This window comes from Azospirillum sp. (genome assembly GCF_035627195.1).
In the GTDB taxonomy this organism is placed as follows: domain Bacteria; phylum Pseudomonadota; class Alphaproteobacteria; order Azospirillales; family Azospirillaceae; genus Azospirillum.
The window spans coordinates 19,992-35,273 of record NZ_DASPMG010000237.1 but is presented as its reverse complement, the minus strand read 5'-3'; the positions used below and the strand labels follow the sequence as shown (position 1 = coordinate 35,273).

The following is a 15,282-nucleotide window of genomic DNA, read 5'->3' as shown; positions in this document are numbered from 1 at the left end:
ATGGAAATACTGGACGTCCTCGTCTCCGCCGCGTTCTGGACCGCCGTGCTGCGCATCGCCACGCCCTATGTGCTGGGCACGCTGGGGGAGCTGCTGTGCGAGCGCGCCGGGGTGCTGAACCTGGGCATCGAGGGGATCATGGTGCTGGGCGCCATGGCCGGCTGGATGGCGGTGTACCAGGGGGCCGACCTGTGGGCCGGCGTGCTGGTGGCGATGGGGTGCGGGGCGCTGATGGGGCTGCTGCACGCGTGCCTCACCGTGCCGCTGGGGCTGTCGCAGCACGTGGCGGGCATCGGTGTGACGCTGCTGGGCACCAGCCTGTCCTACTTCGTCTACCGGCTGGCGCTGCCGCAGGCGAGCACGCCGCCGACCATCGTGCCGTTCCAGCCGCTGGACCTGCCGGGACCGCTGGCGCAGACGCCGCTGACGTACCTCGCCGCCGTGCTGGTGGCGGTGGTGGCGTACGTGCTGTACCGCACGCCGGTCGGGCTGGCCGTGCGCATGGTGGGTGAGAACCCGGATGCTGCCGAGGCGCAGGGGCTGAACGTCACGGCCGTGCGTATGGGGGCGGTGGTCGCGGGCAGCGCGCTCATGGGGCTGGCGGGGGCGTTCCTGACGCTGTCGGCCTTCAACGCCTTCTTCTTCAACATGGTCAACGGGCGCGGCTGGATCTGCGTGGCGCTGGTGGTCTTCGCCTCCTGGCGGCCGGGCAAGGCGCTGCTGGGCGCCCTGCTGTTCGCGGCCTTCGACGCCTTCCAGCTGCGCTTGCAGCAGATGACCGGCGGGGTGCTGCCCTACCAGGTGTTCCTGATGCTGCCGTACCTGTTGAGCATCCTGGCGCTGGTTCTGGTGGCGCGCCGGGCCGCCTACCCGCGCGCCCTGATGGTGCCGTATCGCAAGGGAGAACGCTGATGTTCGATCTGGTCATCCGCCGCGCCAACCTGCCGGACGGGCGCGCAGGCGTCGACATCGGCGTCCGCCAGGGGCGCATCGCCGCCGTGGAGCCGAACCTTGCGGGCGAGGCGGGCGCGGAGATCGACGCCACCGGGCGGCTGGTCACGCCGCCGTTCGTGGACGCGCACTTCCACATGGACTCGACGCTCAGCTACGGCATCCCGCGCGTCAACCGCTCCGGCACGCTGCTGGAGGGCATCGCGCTGTGGGGCGAGCTGAAGCCGACGCTGGTGCAGGACGCCATCATCGAGCGGGCGCTGGCCTACTGCGACTGGGCGGTGGCGCGCGGCCTGCTGGCGATCCGTAGCCACGTGGACGTCTGCGACCCGCGCCTGCTGGCCACCGAAGCGCTGCTGGAGGTGAAGAGGCGCGTGGCGCCGTACATCGACCTGCAGCTGGTGGCCTTCCCGCAGGACGGGGTGTTGCGCTCCCCCGGCGCGGTGGACCTGTTGAAGCGGGCGCTGGACATGGGTGTGGACGTGGTGGGCGGCATCCCGCACTTCGAACGCACCATGGCGGACGGGGCGGAATCCGTACGGCTGCTGTGCGGGATCGCGGCGGAGCGCGGGCTGCTGGTCGATATGCACTGCGACGAGTCGGACGATCCGCTGTCGCGCCATGTCGAGACGCTGGCCTATGAGGCGCAGCGGCTGGGCATGCAGGGGCGGGTGACGGGATCGCACCTCACCTCCATGCATTCTATGGACAATTACTACGTCTCCAAGCTCATTCCGCTGATGGCGGAGGCCGACCTGGGCGTGATCAGCAACCCGCTGATCAACATCGTCCTGCAGGGCCGGCACGACACCTACCCCAAGCGGCGCGGCATGACGCGGGTGCCGGAGCTGATGGCCGCCGGGCTGACCGTGGCGCTGGGCCACGACTGCGTGATGGACCCGTGGTACCCGCTGGGCACCGGCGACATGCTGGAGGTCGCGCACATGGGCCTGCACGTGGCGCAGATGACGGGCAGCGACGGCATCACCGCCTGTTTCCGCGCGGTGACGGAGAACCCGGCGAAGCTGCTGCACCTGGACGGCTATGGGCTGGAGCCGGGCTGCCATGCGGATCTGGTGGTGCTGCAGGCCGCCGACCCGGTGGCGGCGATCCGCACCCGCGCCGCGCGCCTGTTCGTGCTGCGCCGGGGCGCGGTGATCAGCCGCTGCGCACCCGTGCAGGCGGAGCTGGACCTGCCCGGCCGGCCGGCGTCGGTGACGTTCTCATGACCGGCGTCGGCGCATTGAACGTTATGGACATGTGAAAATGTAAAATATTTCCCTTGGAAGCCGGTGGGAATGTGGATACATCTGGGGCACCGTACGAAGGAGCCTCGCCCCATGTCGCTGACCACCCGCCTTGCCGCGCTGGCCGTCGCCGCCGTCGCGGCGTTCACGTCGCCCGCCGCGCGCGCCGCCGATCCGGTGACGATCTCGGTCGGCTACATCCCGATCCTCGCCGCGGCACCGCTGTTCGTGCTGACCGGCGAGGGCTGGGCCAAGCAGGAAGGGCTGGACGTCAAGCTGACCCGCTTCGTCGACGGCCCCGCCGCCATCCAGGCCCTGGCCGCCGGGCAGATCGACGTGATGTACGCCGGCGTGGCGCCGGTGGTGGTGGCGCGGTCCAAGGGCGTGGACGTGTCCGTCGTCGCCAACTCGGCGGTGGAAGAGCTGGTGCTGGTCGCCCGCGGCCCGCTGGCCAAGCTGGCCAAGGACAAGCCGGCGGCCGAGGCGGTGAAGGAACTGGCCGCGCAGACCGGCCGCAAGATCAAGTTCGGCACGCAGCCGGCCGGTTCGGTGCCGGACACGGTGCTGCGCCACTGGCTGTTCAAGGTCGCCAAGCTGGACCCGGCGATCGTCGAGATCGTGCCGATGGGCATCGAGAAGACGCAGCAGGCGCTGATGGCCGGCGCGCTGGACGCCGCCGACATCCGCGAGCCGACCATCACCATCGTGCGCAACGCCGACCCGGCCGCCGCCATCCTGGCGCTGGGCAACGAGATGTTCCCCGGCCAGCCCGGCACCGTGGTGGCCGCGCGCGGCGAACTGCTGCGCGGCAAGGCCGACGCCGTGCAGCGCTTCGTAACCCTGCACAAGCGCGCGGTGGACGTGGTGTCCAAGGATCCCAAGCGCGCCGCCGCCCTGTCGAACGAGCACCTGGGCAAGGGCCTCGTCGAGCCGGAGGTGCTGGAGGCGGCGCTGAAGTCGCCGGCCAGCAAGTTCACCGCCGACCCGCACGCCATCGTCGCCGCCGTGAAGGCCATGCAGGCCTTCCAACTGGAGATCGGCACCGCCGCCGCGCCGACCCCGGTGGAAGAGGCGTTCGACTTCCGCTTCTACGACGCCGCGAAATAAGACGATGAACAAGCGCACCGTCGCCCTGCTGTCGGCGCTCGGCGTCCTGGTCTTCCTGCTGGCGTGGGAGGGGTTGGCGCGCAGCGGGATCGTGCCGTCGCGCCTGCTGCCGTCGCCCAGCGCCGTGCCCGCCGCCTTCCTGGCGGAGGTGAGGAACGGCCAGTGGCAGGCGATGGTGATGGCCAGCCTGTCGCACTACCTGTCCGGGCTGGCGCTGGGGTCGTTCCTGGGCATCGCGGCGGGCACGGCGGCGGCGCTGTCGCCGGTGTTCAACGCGCTGCAGGCCGGCGTGGTGCGCATGCTGCGCCCCATCCCGGCCATCGCCTGGATCCCCTTCGCCATCATCTGGTTCGGCGTGTCGGAAAGCTCCGCCGCGTTCCTGATCGCGTTGACGGTGTTCTGGATCAACTACTTCGCCACCTTCGCCGCGGTCAGCAGCGTCGACAAGGATCTGGTTGAGCTGGGCTACGCCTTCGGCCAGGGCGGGCTGGTGCCGCGGCTGTTCAAGATCATCCTGCCGGGTGCCTTGCCGGGCATCCTGGCCGGCCTGCGCGCCGGGCTGGGGCAGGGCTGGATGACCGTGGTGGCGGCCGAGCTCTTCGGCATCCCCGGCGTGGGCATGCGGATGATGGAGGCCTCCGGCCTGCTCGCCACCCACATCGTGGTTCTCTACATGGTGACCATCGCGCTGCTGTACGGGATTTCCGACTTCCTGTTCGTGCGCGTGCAGACGCGGGTGCTGGCATGGCAGCGGTGATCGAACTCTCTGGCGTGACGCTCGGCTACGGCCGGGGGAAGCCGCCGGTTCTGGCCGATGTCAGCGTCAGCGTGGAGCGCGGCAGCTTCGTCGCCATCGTCGGGCCGTCGGGCGTCGGTAAGTCGACCCTGCTGCGCGTGGTCGCCGGCCTGCATCAGGCCAGCGCCGGCCGCGTGATCATCAACGCGGAGGAGCGCGCGGGGCGCCGCCCCGTCGGCCTCGTCTTCCAGGACCCGCGCCTGCTGCCCTGGCGGCGCGTATCGCGCAACGTGCACTTCGGGCTGGAGGGCCTGCCGCTGGGCCGCGCCGAGCGGGAGGAGCGGGTGCGCGAGGCGCTGCGGCTGGTGCGGCTGGACGACTACGGCGGGCGCTGGCCCTACGAGCTGTCGGGCGGCCAGCGCCAGCGCGTCGGCATCGCCCGGGCGCTGGCCGTGGATCCGGAAATCCTGCTGATGGACGAGCCGTTCGGCGCGCTCGACGCCATCACCCGCCGCGCCTTGCAGGACGAGTTGCGCCGCATCCACGCGGAGACCGGCAAGACTGTGCTGTTCGTCACCCACGACATCGAGGAGGCGGTCTATCTGGCCGACCGCATCCTGCTGCTGGGCGGCAGCCCGGCGCAGGTGACGCAGGACATCACCAACGGCCACCGCGCCGAGCGTCGGCGCGACGGCGACCTGTTCCGCGACCAGGTGGCGCGGATCGAGGCGGGGATCGCGGACAACTACAGCATTTGAGGAGTTTTTTGCCCCCTCCCTAACCCTCCCCCGCGCTGCGGTGGAGGGAACTCCGCCGCCAGCCGACAAACCCTCCACCTCGAAGAGGGGGAGGGTGCCCGGAGCGCAAGCGGAGGGCGGGAGGGGGCATCGGACCTCACCGCACCCGCTCGTAATCCACATACCGGAACGCCAGCCCGTTCTCGTGCTGCACCGGCGTTGCGCGCACCTCCACCCAGCCCTCGCCCCACGGCGGCATGATGGTGTCGCCGTCCATGTCCTGCTCGATGGCGGTCAGGTGGATCACGTCGGCCAGCGGCAGGGCCTCGGCGAAGACCTCGGCCCCGCCGATCACGCACAGTTCTTCTGCGCCGGAAGACCGCGCGTGCTCGATGGCGGCGCCCAGGTCATGGAACCACGACGCCCCGTCATGGGCGCCGGGTTCGCAGCTGCGGCTCAGCACGATGTTCTCGCGGCCGGGCAGGGGGCGGCGGGGCAGCGAATCCCAGGTGCGGCGGCCCATCAGCGTCGGCTTGCCCAGCGTCAGCTCCTTGAAGCGCCTGAGGTCGCCCGGCAGGTGCCAGGGCAGGGCGCCGTTGCGGCCGATCACGCCGTTGCGCGCGGCGGCCACCACCAGACTGATGCGCATTCCGGCCTCTTCCTTTCTCGGTTGCGGCGCCCTTCCGGGCACAAGTCGGCGGGTGCGGGGTTGATTCTCCCACAACACGGGGGAGGGCAGCCATGTGGTTCGAGAACGCGGTCATCTATTGCCTGGACGTCGAAACCTTCATGGACGGCGACGGTGACGGCATCGGCGATTTCCGCGGCCTGACCGACCGGCTCGACCACCTGGAAACGCTGGGCGTCACCTGCGTGTGGCTGCAGCCGTTCCAGCCGACGCCGAACCTGGACGACGGGTACGACGTCGCCGACTTCTACACCGTGGACCCGCGCCTGGGCACGCTGGGCGACTTCGTCGCCTTCACGCACGCGCTGCGGGACCGCGGCATCCGCCTGATCATCGATCTGGTGGTCAACCACACCTCCATCGAGCATCCGTGGTTCAAGGCGGCCTGCGCCGATCCCAACTCGCGCTACCGCGACTTCTACATCTGGTCGAAGGAGCGGCCGAAGGACGCCGACCAGGGCATGGTCTTCCCCGGCGTGCAGGAGACCACCTGGACCTGGAACGAGCAGGCGCAGGCCTACTACTTCCACCGCTTCTTCTGCCATCAGCCGGACCTGAACATCGCCAACCCGGCCGTGCGCGACGAGATCCTGCGCATCATGGGATTCTGGACGGAGCTGGGGGTGGCCGGCTTCCGCGTCGACGCCGCCCCGTTCCTGATCGAGTTGACCAGCGGCGAGGGGCCGCAGGGCAAGGCGATGTTCGAGTTCCTGGAGGAGATGCAGACCTTCCTGTCCTGGCGCCAGGGCGACGCCATCCTGCTGGCCGAGGCCAACGTGACGGCCGAGCACATCGGCGACTACTTCGGCGGCGGCCACCGCATGCACATGCTGTTCAACTTCCTGGTCAACCAGCCGCTCTACTTGGCGCTGGCGCGGATGGAGGCGGCCCCGTTGGCCAAGGCGTTGCGCGAGCTGCCGCCGATCCCGCCGCACACGCAGTGGGCGCAGTTCCTGCGCCTGCACGACGAGCAGGACCTGGGCCGGCTGAGCGACGCCGACCGGCAGGAGGTCTACGCCGCCTTCGGCCCGGACCCGTGCATGCAGATCTACGACCGCGGCATCCGCCGCCGCCTCGCCCCCATGCTGGGCAACGACGCGTGGCGCATCCTGATGGCGCACAGCCTGTGCTTCAGCCTGCCCGGCGCGCAGGTCATCCGCTATGGCGACGAGATCGGCATGGGGGACGACCTTTCGCTGAAGGAGCGGCTGGCGGTGCGCACGCCCATGCAGTGGTCGAACGACGCCAACGGCGGTTTCTCCACGGCACCGGCCGACAGGCTGGTGCGCCCGGTGATCAGCGGTGGGCCTTGCGGGTACGAGCGGCTGAACGTGCAGGCCCAGCGCCTCGACCCCGGCTCGCTGCTCAACCGCATCGAGCGGTTGATCCGCGTGCGGCGCAGCTGCGAGGAGGTGGGGGTGGGGCGGATGACGATCCTGGACACCGGGGAGCCCGCCGTGCTGGCCCACCGCTGCGACGGGCGCAACAGCGTGGTGGTGCTGAACAACCTGTCCGACCGCGAGGTGTCCGTGACGCTGCCGCTTGACAAGGGGGAACGGGGGCGGCTGGTGGAGATCGCGGGCGACGACCCGTATCCGAAGGGGGGCGAGGCCATCGCCTTGCGCGGCTACGGCTTCCGCTGGTTCCGCGTGGACGGTGGGGATCGGCGGCCGGGGTAGGGTTCCATGCGCCCCGCACGCGGCTGGCCTGCACGGTCGTCCGCGTCACTCCGCGCCCTTGACGGGCCGGCGGGAGGGGTTTGAAATAATCGAACCTTTCGTGTCCGAAAGCCTTTTGTTCGAAAGTCCGTTGGCAGCCGGCCGGTTGCACGGCCGTACCCTCCGCGCATCGCCTTTCCCTGCCCAACGGCCGCCGGTTCGGGAGAACGGCCGTGAAAACGAAATCCTTGATCCTCGCCGCCCTCGTCCTGATCCTCGGCGCCGTGGGTGCCTACGTGGCGTGGGACGCCATGCAGACGCGCCGGCTGCCGGCCGGCATCGTGTCCGGCAACGGCCGCATCGAGGCCAACGAGATCGACATCGCCACCAAGTACGCCGCCCGCGTCGCCGAGGTGACGGCGGAGGAGGGCGACCTCGTGGATGCCGGCGCGGTGATCGCCCGCCTGGACATCCGCGACCTGGAGGCGCAGCTGCGCGCCGCGCAGGCGCAACTGCGCCAAGCCCGGCAGGCGCAGGCCACGGCCGAGGCCGTGATCGCCCAGCGCGTGAGCGAGGCCGACTTCGCCGCCAAGGAGCTGGAACGGGCGCTGGTGCTGTTCGGCAAGGGCCACGTCTCGCAGCAGCGCGTCGATCAGGCGCGCAACCAGCGCCGCACGGCGGACGCCGCGCTGACCGCCGCGCGCAGCCAGCGCGACAACGCCGCCGAGGCCATCGGCGCCGCCGTGGCCGAGGTGGACCGGCTGCAGGAGCTGGTGGCCGACGGCACGCTGAAGGCGCCGCGCAAGGGGCGCGTGCTCTACCGGCTGGCCGAGCCGGGCGAGGTGCTGGCGGCCGGCGGCAAGGTGGTGACGCTGCTCGACCTCTCCAACGTGCACATGACCTTCTTCCTGCCGACCGATCAGGTGGGGCCGCTGGCGCTGGGGGCGGAGGCGCGGGTGCTGCTGGACGCGCTGCCCGACCTCGCCGTGCCGGCGCAGGTGTCCTTCGTGGCGCCGCGCGCGCAGTTCACGCCCAAGCAGGTGGAGACCCGATCCGAACGCGACCGCATGATGTTCCGCGTCAAGGCCCGCATCCCCGAGGCGCTGGTGACCAAATACATCGAGCGGGTGAAGACCGGCATCACCGGTGTCGCCTACGTGAAGCTGGACGCGGGCGTGGCGTGGCCGGACTGGCTGGAATCGCGCCTGACGCGGGACGGGACGGCGGCGGGGGCGCCGCAGTCATGACCGCCGGCCTTGCCGCCGGTCCGGCCGTGGTGGTGGAGGGCGTGCGCCACCGCTACGGCGGCACGGTGGCGCTGGACGGCGTGGCGCTCAGCCTGCCGCCGGCCGCCAGCGTGGCGCTGATCGGGCCGGACGGGGTGGGCAAGTCGACGCTGTTCGGCCTGATCGCCGGGGCCAAGCGGCTGCAGGACGGAACGGTGACGGTGTTGGGCACCGACATGCGCGACACCCGCGGCCGGGCCATGCTGCAGACGCGCATCGCCTACATGCCGCAGGGGCTGGGCCGCAACCTCTACGCCGACCTCAGCGTGAGCGAGAACCTGGAGTTCTTCGGTCGCCTGTTCGGCCTGGACGCCGCCGCCCGCGCCGCGCGCATCGCGGAGCTGCTGGCCGCCACGGGCCTCGCCCCGTTTCCGGACCGGCTGGCCGGCAAGCTGTCGGGCGGCATGAAGCAGAAGCTGGGGCTGTGCTGCGCCCTGCTGCACGACCCCGACCTGCTGATCCTGGACGAGCCGACCACCGGCGTCGACCCGCTGTCGCGCCGCCAGTTCTGGGAGCTGATCGAGCGCATCCGCGCCGGCCGGCCGGGCATGACGGTGCTGGTCGCCACCTCCTACATGGACGAGGCGGAGCGGTTCGAGCGGGTGCTGATGATGCACGCCGGCCGGCTGCTGGCCGACGGTACCCCGGCTGAGCTGAAGGCGCGCACGGGGGCGGACGACCTGGAAGGCGCCTTCGTCGCCCTGCTGCCGGAGGAGGCGCGGCGCGGGCACCGGGCGCTGGTGGTGCCGCCGCGCCGGCCGGACGGCGACGGGCCGCCGGCCATCGAGGCGCGCGGCCTGACGCGGCGCTTCGGCGCATTCACGGCGGTGGACGGCGTCAGCTTCCGCATCGAGCGGGGGGAGATCTTCGGCTTCCTCGGCTCCAACGGCTGCGGCAAGACGACGACTATGAAGATGCTGACCGGCCTGCTGCCGGCCAGTGCGGGCGAGGCCATGCTGTTCGGTGCCCCGGTCAAGCCCAAGGACCTGGAAACGCGCCGCCGCGTCGGCTACATGGCGCAAGCCTTCTCGCTGTACGGCGAACTGACCGTGCGCCAGAACCTGGAGCTGCACGCGCGGCTGTTCGACCTGACGGGCGCGCGGGCGGCGGAGCGCCTCGACCATCTCACCGACCGCTTCGGCCTCGAACCCTATCTGGACGCGGTGGCGGACGGGCTGCCGCTGGGCGTGCGGCAGCGGCTGTCGCTGGCCGTGGCGATCCTGCACGGGCCGGAGCTGCTGATCCTGGACGAGCCGACGTCGGGCGTCGATCCGGTGGCGCGCGACCTGTTCTGGACCGACCTCGTGGCGCTGTCGCGCGAGCAGGGGGTAACGATCTTCGTCTCCACCCACTTCATGAACGAGGCGGCGCGCTGCGACCGCGTCGCCTTCATGAACGCCGGCCGCGTCATCGCCGTCGGCCCGCCGGACGAGCTGCGCCGGCAGCAGAACGCCGCCACCCTGGACGACGCCTTCATCGCCGCCATGCGCCATGCGGCGGCGGACGCGGAGGGCGGGGTTCCCGACGCGGCCCCTCCGGTCGCAAAGGTGGAGCGCCCGGCGGAGCAGCGCCGGGCCTTCTCGCCGCGCCGGCTGCTGGCCTACGCGTGGCGCGAGGCGCTGGAGCTGCGGCGCGACGCGGTGCGCCTCACCGTGGCGCTGCTGGGCACGGTGCTGCTGATGCTGGTGTTCGGCTACGGCATCACCATGGACGTGGAGGACCTGACCTTCGCGGTCCTCGACCGCGACCAGACGCCCGAGAGCCGGGCGTACGTCGAGCAGTTCAGCGGCTCCCCCTACTTCCTGGAAAGGCCGCCGATATCCGACGAGGCGGAACTGGGCCGGCGGCTGCAGGAGAACGACGTGGCGCTGGCGATCGAGATCCCGCCGGGCTTCGGGCGCGACCTGCGGCGCGGCCGGGCGCCGGAGGTGGCCGTGCGCATCGACGGCGCCATGCCCTTCCGCGCCGAGACCATCCAGGGCTACGTCGCCGGCCTGCACGAGCGCTTCATCACCGACAAGGCGCGGGAGGCCGGCGTCGACCTGCCGCCGCCCGCGGCGACGGTGGAGGCGCGCTACCGCTACAACCAGGCGTTCCGCAGCCTGGACGCCATGGTGCCGTCCACCATCGGCATCCTGCTGATCTTCATCCCGGCGATCCTGGCCGCACTCGGCGTGGTGCGGGAGAAGGAGCTGGGCTCCATCACCAACCTGTACGTGACGCCGGTGACGCGGCTGGAATTCCTGCTGGGCAAGCAGATCCCCTACGTGGCGCTGGCGACCTTCAACCTGCTGCTGATGGTGGGGATGGCGGTGACGCTGTTCGGCGTGCCGATCAAGGGCAGCGTGGCCGGGCTGCTGCTGGGCGGGTTCGTGTACGTGTGCGCCACCACGGCGCTGGGGCTGCTGATCTCCGCCTTCACGCGCACGCAGACGGCGGCGATCTTCGGCACCGCCATCGCCACCACCATGCCGGCCATCCAGTTCTCCGGCATGCTGCAGCCCGTCTCCACGCTGGACGGGCCGGCGTGGGTGATGGGGGCGCTGTTCCCGACCACGCATTTCCTGAAAATCAGCCTGGGCGCCTTCACCAAGGGGCTGGGTTTCGCCGAATTGCTGCCGTTCATCGGGGCGACCGCCCTGTTCGTGCCGGCGCTGGTGGTGCTGGGCCTGATCTTCCTCGACAAGCAGGAGCGGTGAGCCATGGGACGCTTCATCCGCAACAGCCTCGTCCTGGCGCGCAAGGAATGGATCAGCCTGTTCCGCGACGCCTTCATGATGGGCTTCGTCCTGTACGCCTTCACCGTGTCCGTCTACAGCGAGGCCACCGGCATCTCGCACGAGCTGCGCAACGCCTCGCTCGCCATCGTGGACGAGGACCGCTCGGCCCTGTCGCAGCGCCTGATCTCCGCCTTCCACGCGCCGGAGTTCCGGGCACCCGCCCTGATCCGCGAGGAGGAGGTGGACGCCGCCATGGATTCCGCGCGCTTCACCTTCGTCCTCGACATCCCGCCGAACTTCCAGGCCGACGTGCTGGCCGGCCGCAGCCCGGCGGTGCAACTGCTGATCGACGCCACGGCCATGATGCAGGCGGGCATCGGCGCCCAGCAGATCCAGGGCATCGTCGCCGAGGAGGTGGACCGCTTCGTCCGCCGCGAGGCGCCGGGGACGGGGGCGCCGGTCGGGCTGGCGCTGCGCATCGCCTTCAACCAGACCTTGAAGACCAGCTGGTTCACCGGCGTGATGGCGGTGATCAACAACATCACGCTGCTGGCCGTCCTGCTGGCCGGCGCCGCCCTGATCCGCGAGCGCGAGCACGGCACGCTGGAGCATCTGCTGGTCATGCCCGTGCGGCCGGCGGAGATCATGACGGCCAAGGTGCTGGCCAACGGGGCGGTGATCCTGGCGCTGACCGTGCTGTCGCTGCGCGTGGTGCTTCAGGGCGTGCTGGGCATCCCGCTGGCGGGGTCGGTGCCGCTGTTCCTGCTGGGCACGGCGCTCTACCTGTTCTTCGCCACGGCGCTGGGCATCTTCCTGGGCACCATCGCGCGGTCTATGCCGCAGCTGGGCCTGCTGTTCATCCTGATCGTGCTGCCCATGAACCTGCTGTCGGGCGGCGAGACGCCGCTGGAGAGCATGCCGGCGGCGCTGCGGTTCACCATGCAGTTCTCCCCCTCAACCCATTTCGTGGCGTTCGCGCAGGCGATCCTCTACCGCGACGCCGGGTTCGACGTGGTGTGGCCGCGCTTCGCCGCCGTGGCCGGCATCGGTGCGCTGTTCTTCGCCTGGAGCCTGCGCCGCTTCCGCCGCCATCTGGCGGCCATTCACTGAGGAAATCCGACCTCGCAAGTCAATTATTCCGCCGCGGGGTGTTTGCGCGGCGGCCCGGACGCGCTATCTATCGCGGTCTAACCGGAGCACGCCGTTTTGCAGAGCGCCAAGGACATCTTCTCGTACCGCAAATTCTGGGCCCACCGTTTCGGCCCGGCCCCGTTCCTGCCCATGTCGCGCGCGGAGATGGAGGCGCGCGGCTGGGACAGCTGCGACATCATCATCGTCACCGGCGACGCCTACGTCGACCATCCCAGCTTCGGCATGGCGGTGATCGGGCGGTTGCTGGAGGCGCAGGGCTTCCGCGTCGGCATCATCGCCCAGCCGGACTGGCAGAACGCCGAGCCGTTCAAGGATCTTGGCAAGCCCAACCTGTTCTTCGGCGTGACCGGCGGCAACATGGATTCCATGGTGAACCGCTACACGTCCGACCGGCGGCTGCGCCACAACGACAGCTACACGCCGAACGACGAGGGCGGCAAGCGCCCGGACCGCGCCACCATCGTCTATTCCCAGCGCTGCCGCGAGGCGTACAAGGACGTACCCATCGTTCTGGGCGGCATCGAGGCGTCCTTGCGCCGCATCGCGCACTACGACTACTGGTCGGACAAGGTGCGCCGGTCCATCCTGGTGGACGCCAAGGCGGACATCCTGGCCTACGGCAACGCCGAGCGCGCCATCGTCGAGATCGCCCACCGGGCCTCCCGGGGCGAGCACCCGCGCGCCATGCAGGACATCCGCGGCACCGCCTTCCTGCGCGACGCCGTGCCCGAGGGCTGGACCGAGATCGACAGCGCCGCGGCGGTGGAGGAGGGCACCGACGTGAACCTGCGCGGCGGCGTCGAGGACACCGTCGTCCGCCTGCCCTCGGCCGAGCGGGTGATGGAGGATCAGGTCCTCTACGCCCAGGCGTCGCGCGTCCTGCACCAGGAGGCCAACCCCGGCAACGCCAGGCCGCTGGTGCAGCGGCACGGCGACAAGGAGCTGTGGCTGAACGCCCCGCCCATCCCGCTGACCACGGCGGAGCTGGACGCCGTCTTCGCGCTGCCCTACGCCCGCGCGCCCCACCCGGTGTACGGCGACGCACGGATCCCGGCGTGGGAGATGATCCGCTTCTCCGTCAACATCATGCGGGGGTGCTTCGGCGGCTGCTCCTTCTGCTCCATCACGGAACACGAGGGGCGCATCATCCAGAGCCGGTCGGAGGGCTCCATCCTGCGCGAGATCCAGGAGATCCGCGACAAGACCAAGGGCTTCACCGGCCACATCTCCGACCTGGGCGGCCCGACGGCCAACATGTACCGGCTGGCGTGCAAGAGCGACGAGATCCGCGACAAGTGCCGCCGTCCCAGCTGCGTCTATCCGGACATCTGCAAGAACCTGGGCACCGACCACGGCCCGCTGATCCAGCTCTACCGCAAGGCGCGCGACCTGAAGGGCGTCAAGAAGATCTCCATCGCGTCGGGCCTGCGCTACGACCTTGCGGTCAAGAGCCCGGAGTACGTGAAGGAGCTGGTCAAGCACCACGTCGGCGGCTACCTGAAGATCGCGCCCGAGCATACGGAAGCCGGCCCGCTGTCCAAGATGATGAAGCCGGGCATCGGCGCCTACGACAGCTTCAAGCGCATGTTCGACAAGGCGGCGAAGGAGGCGGGGAAACAGCTCTACCTCATCCCCTACTTCATCGCCGCGCATCCGGGCACGTCGGACGAGGACATGATGAACCTGGCGCTGTGGCTGAAGCGGAACGGCTTCCGCGCCGACCAGGTGCAGACCTTCCTGCCGTCGCCCATGTCGGTGTCCACGGCCATGTACCACACCGGCCGCAACACGCTGCGCCCGGTTCGCCGCGTGGGCGGCGAGATGGTGGCGAGCGCCAAAGGCCTGAAGCAGCGCCGCCTGCACAAGGCCTTCCTGCGCTATCACGACCCGGAGAACTGGCCGGTGCTGCGCGACGCGCTGAAGGGCATGGGCCGCGCCGACCTGATCGGCCCCGGCCCCGACCAGCTGGTGCCCGCGTGGCAGCCGGCCGGCACGGGCAAGGCCGCGGCGGCGGCGGGCGGCGGGGCCGGGAAGCCGGCGGGCAAGCCCTTCTTCACCCAGCACGCCGGTCCGGGGCGCCGCCGGCCGCGCAAGTAGCCGCTATTCGGCGGCGTGGCGGACGTTCTTGTTGGCGAGGCCGTCGCGGCTGTGGCGCAGCGGCAGGGTGGGCTGCGGCTCGGCGCGCAGCTCGTCCGGCACCTTGGTGCCGACGGAGCCCTTGGCGACGGTGACGCCGCCGTCCACCGCCCACAGGGCGCCGGTGACGTAGCTCGCCTCGTCCGACGCCAGGAAGGCGTAGACGTTGGCGACCTCTTCCGGCGTGCCGAGGCGGCCGAGTGCCGTGCTCTCCACCGTCGTGCGCTCCATCTCCTCGGTCATGGGGCCGGTTTCCTTGTGCGTCCAGGCGGTGTCGATGGGGCCGGGGCACACGCAGTTGGCGCGCACGCCGTAGGGCGCCTGCTCCACCGCCACGCCGCGCGTGAAGGCGTGGATCCAGCCCTTGGTGGCGCCGTAGACGGCGTTCTGCGCCAGCCCGATCATGCCCGATTCCGACCCGGCCGAGACGATGCAGCCGCGCGTCTGGCGCAGGTGGGGCAGGGCGAAGCGCGTCATCAGGAAGACGGAGCGCAGGTTGTGGCGCAGCGTCTCCTCGAACGCGTCGATGGGGTAGTCCTGCGTCTCGGCCACGGCCAGGAAGACGCCGGCGTTGTTCACCAGCACGTCGAGCCGCCCGAAGCCGTCGATGGCGGCCTGCACGCAGGCGCGGGCGTCCTCCTCCTCGGCGAGGTTGCCGACGTGGATGCGCGCCTCTCCGCCGCGTTCGGCGACGGCGGCGCAGACGTCCGCGACCGGGTCGCCGGGCAGCCCGGCGATGAGGAGCCGCGCGCCTTCGCGCGCGAAGGTGTGGGCGATCGCCTCGCCGATGCCGGTGCCCGCGCCGGTGACGATGGCGACCTTGTCCTGAAGCCGTCCGGCCATGCTGGCCTCCCTTGCGGTTCG

Annotated in this window: 12 protein-coding genes; 10 read left to right on the top strand and 2 right to left on the bottom strand. The window is 70.7% G+C overall.

The window, feature by feature from the left end; translation table 11 throughout:
• The 5 genes from VED21_RS21505 (at position 1) to VED21_RS21485 (ending at position 4,799) form a co-directional block, all read left to right on the top strand.
• On the top strand, positions 1–912 hold the full coding sequence (locus VED21_RS21505; RefSeq protein ID WP_324885856.1) for an ABC transporter permease: 912 nt from the start codon (positions 1–3) through the stop codon (positions 910–912).
• Complete coding sequence (locus VED21_RS21500) at positions 912–2,180, top strand: amidohydrolase family protein (RefSeq protein ID WP_324885855.1); 1,269 nt, start codon at positions 912–914, stop codon at positions 2,178–2,180. Before VED21_RS21505 ends, VED21_RS21500 begins: the two co-directional genes overlap by 1 nt.
• A 111-nt stretch (positions 2,181–2,291) precedes the next feature.
• Positions 2,292–3,305 (top strand): ABC transporter substrate-binding protein, encoded by a 1,014-nt coding sequence (locus VED21_RS21495; protein ID WP_324885854.1) that lies wholly within the window; start codon positions 2,292–2,294, stop codon positions 3,303–3,305.
• A 4-nt stretch (positions 3,306–3,309) separates the two neighbouring features.
• Complete coding sequence (locus VED21_RS21490) at positions 3,310–4,062, top strand: ABC transporter permease (protein ID WP_324885852.1); 753 nt, start codon at positions 3,310–3,312, stop codon at positions 4,060–4,062.
• Entirely contained in the window at positions 4,050–4,799 is a 750-nt protein-coding gene (locus VED21_RS21485; RefSeq protein WP_324885850.1) for an ABC transporter ATP-binding protein, read from the top strand. Before VED21_RS21490 ends, VED21_RS21485 begins: the two co-directional genes overlap by 13 nt.
• Positions 4,800–4,935: 136 nt before the next feature.
• Here the strand turns inward: VED21_RS21485 and VED21_RS21480 are convergent, their stop codons facing one another.
• Positions 4,936–5,427: a dihydrofolate reductase gene (locus tag VED21_RS21480; protein ID WP_324885848.1), complete on the bottom strand. Its 492-nt coding sequence runs from the start codon at positions 5,425–5,427 to the stop codon at positions 4,936–4,938.
• Positions 5,428–5,519: 92 nt separating this feature from the next.
• On the opposite strand from VED21_RS21480, the gene VED21_RS21475 reads away from it, so the two are divergent.
• From VED21_RS21475 to VED21_RS21455, 5 genes are all read left to right on the top strand, one after another.
• A complete protein-coding gene (locus VED21_RS21475) occupies positions 5,520–7,145 on the top strand; it encodes an alpha-amylase family protein (protein WP_324885846.1) in 1,626 nt (541 codons plus the stop codon).
• A 212-nt stretch (positions 7,146–7,357) separates the two neighbouring features.
• Positions 7,358–8,371 carry an HlyD family secretion protein gene (locus VED21_RS21470; RefSeq protein ID WP_324885844.1) on the top strand — a complete coding sequence of 338 codons (1,014 nt, stop codon included), beginning with the start codon at positions 7,358–7,360 and terminating at the stop codon, positions 8,369–8,371.
• Positions 8,368–11,109, top strand: coding sequence for a ribosome-associated ATPase/putative transporter RbbA (gene rbbA, locus VED21_RS21465; protein ID WP_324885842.1), 2,742 nt, complete (start codon positions 8,368–8,370; stop codon positions 11,107–11,109). The genes VED21_RS21470 and rbbA overlap by 4 nt, the downstream gene beginning before the upstream one ends.
• 3 nt (positions 11,110–11,112) lie before the next feature.
• Complete coding sequence (locus VED21_RS21460; protein ID WP_324885840.1) at positions 11,113–12,240, top strand: ABC transporter permease; 1,128 nt, start codon at positions 11,113–11,115, stop codon at positions 12,238–12,240.
• Positions 12,241–12,411: 171 nt separating this feature from the next.
• Positions 12,412–14,379 carry a YgiQ family radical SAM protein gene (locus VED21_RS21455; protein WP_414638261.1) on the top strand — a complete coding sequence of 656 codons (1,968 nt, stop codon included), beginning with the start codon at positions 12,412–12,414 and terminating at the stop codon, positions 14,377–14,379.
• 3 nt (positions 14,380–14,382) lie between these two features.
• On the opposite strand, the gene VED21_RS21450 is transcribed toward VED21_RS21455, so the two are convergent.
• The gene (locus VED21_RS21450; protein ID WP_324885836.1) at positions 14,383–15,261 is read right to left on the bottom strand and encodes an SDR family oxidoreductase; all 879 of its coding nucleotides are present in this window, start codon (positions 15,259–15,261) and stop codon (positions 14,383–14,385) included.
• Between the last annotated feature and the right edge of the window lie 21 nt (positions 15,262–15,282).